Origin of the sequence: Microbulbifer hainanensis, from assembly GCF_014904735.1 — a bacterium.
In the GTDB taxonomy this organism is placed as follows: domain Bacteria; phylum Pseudomonadota; class Gammaproteobacteria; order Pseudomonadales; family Cellvibrionaceae; genus Microbulbifer; species Microbulbifer hainanensis.
The window spans coordinates 1-1,064 of the sequence record NZ_JACZCR010000068.1 but is presented as its reverse complement, the minus strand read 5'-3'; the positions used below and the strand labels follow the sequence as shown (position 1 = coordinate 1,064).

Genomic DNA, 1,064 nt, shown 5'->3' with positions numbered 1-1,064 from the left:
TGAGCCGTGGCGGACTTCACAGCTTCGCGCCAGGTCACGCGCTCAGCTTCTGGATCTGCGGCATCGCCCTCGAGGTCGCGCTGCAGGAGCGCGTCGACCTTGCCGCCGGCATCACCTTGCCGGGACCACATGTGCCCCTGTCTTGGTACGGCTATCGGCACTCCGCGCACACAACCGTTCACGAGTGGCCGAATTTTCCCGGGCAACCTCACTCGATCGAGATCGTATGGAGCCACACCGCAGAGATCCGCGAGGAGGTCGCGCGCCGGCGCCGGCTCATCGCCGGCATGCCGAAAGCGAAGCTTGGCGAGATTGCCCGTGAGTATGAGCGCTGCCGCGTTTCCCCGTACAATTAGGAGCGTGGCGGCTGATCTAAATACTCTGCGATCAGCGCTGCTATGTGGCGCCCTTTTTTAGTAAAACGAATAAGCCGAATCAAAAATAATGCAATCATTAAAATGACTGTAAGTGTGCTAGCTACATATGGCCACCTTTGATCTTCAAAATTACCTTTTAATAAATCGGGTATGGGGCTTCTATTGAGGTTTCCGTCAATTATAACCTCAGTCATTACTGGACGGGATTATCCCCTTGAAGCAAGTAGCGCTGAGCGCGCATAGGTAAGACGCCTTACCGGAGTTGAGCGGATGTCCGCTCAAGCTTCTTGTCGAGTAATTTTGTGCTCTTTGGATTTATCGCTTACGTAAGCGACTGATGATTGGGTGTCGAAATTGGGAGTACGTCCTCCCAGCTTTTTGTTGACTTTTTTTTTTAACTAATTAATTAACTCTGTAGGCTTAGCCTACGAAGTCACCGTGGTTGTGGCTGCACGAGGTCGGGACGGAGACGTCTCGGCCTTTGTGTTATCAGGCCTTTCGCTGAACGAGGTCGAAGCAGCTATACTTAATACCGAGCGCGGCTAGCTGATCCTCACTAAGGTAGCAATCGATCAACTTTTTGTCTTCCACGAGCCGGGCGTATGTCCGGTTTCCGACGTGGTATCCGCCCATGCACATTGGCCAAAGAAACAAATCAGCGAATTGTGCCATCGGCGACGACTTCCG

General features: G+C 53.0%; 1 protein-coding gene. It reads left to right on the top strand.

From position 1 onward, the window contains the following. A partial coding sequence (locus IG168_RS20355; RefSeq protein WP_193166438.1) for a hypothetical protein occupies positions 1 to 356 on the top strand: 356 nt, incomplete at its 5' end. Positions 357 to 1,064: the final 708 nt, after the last annotated feature.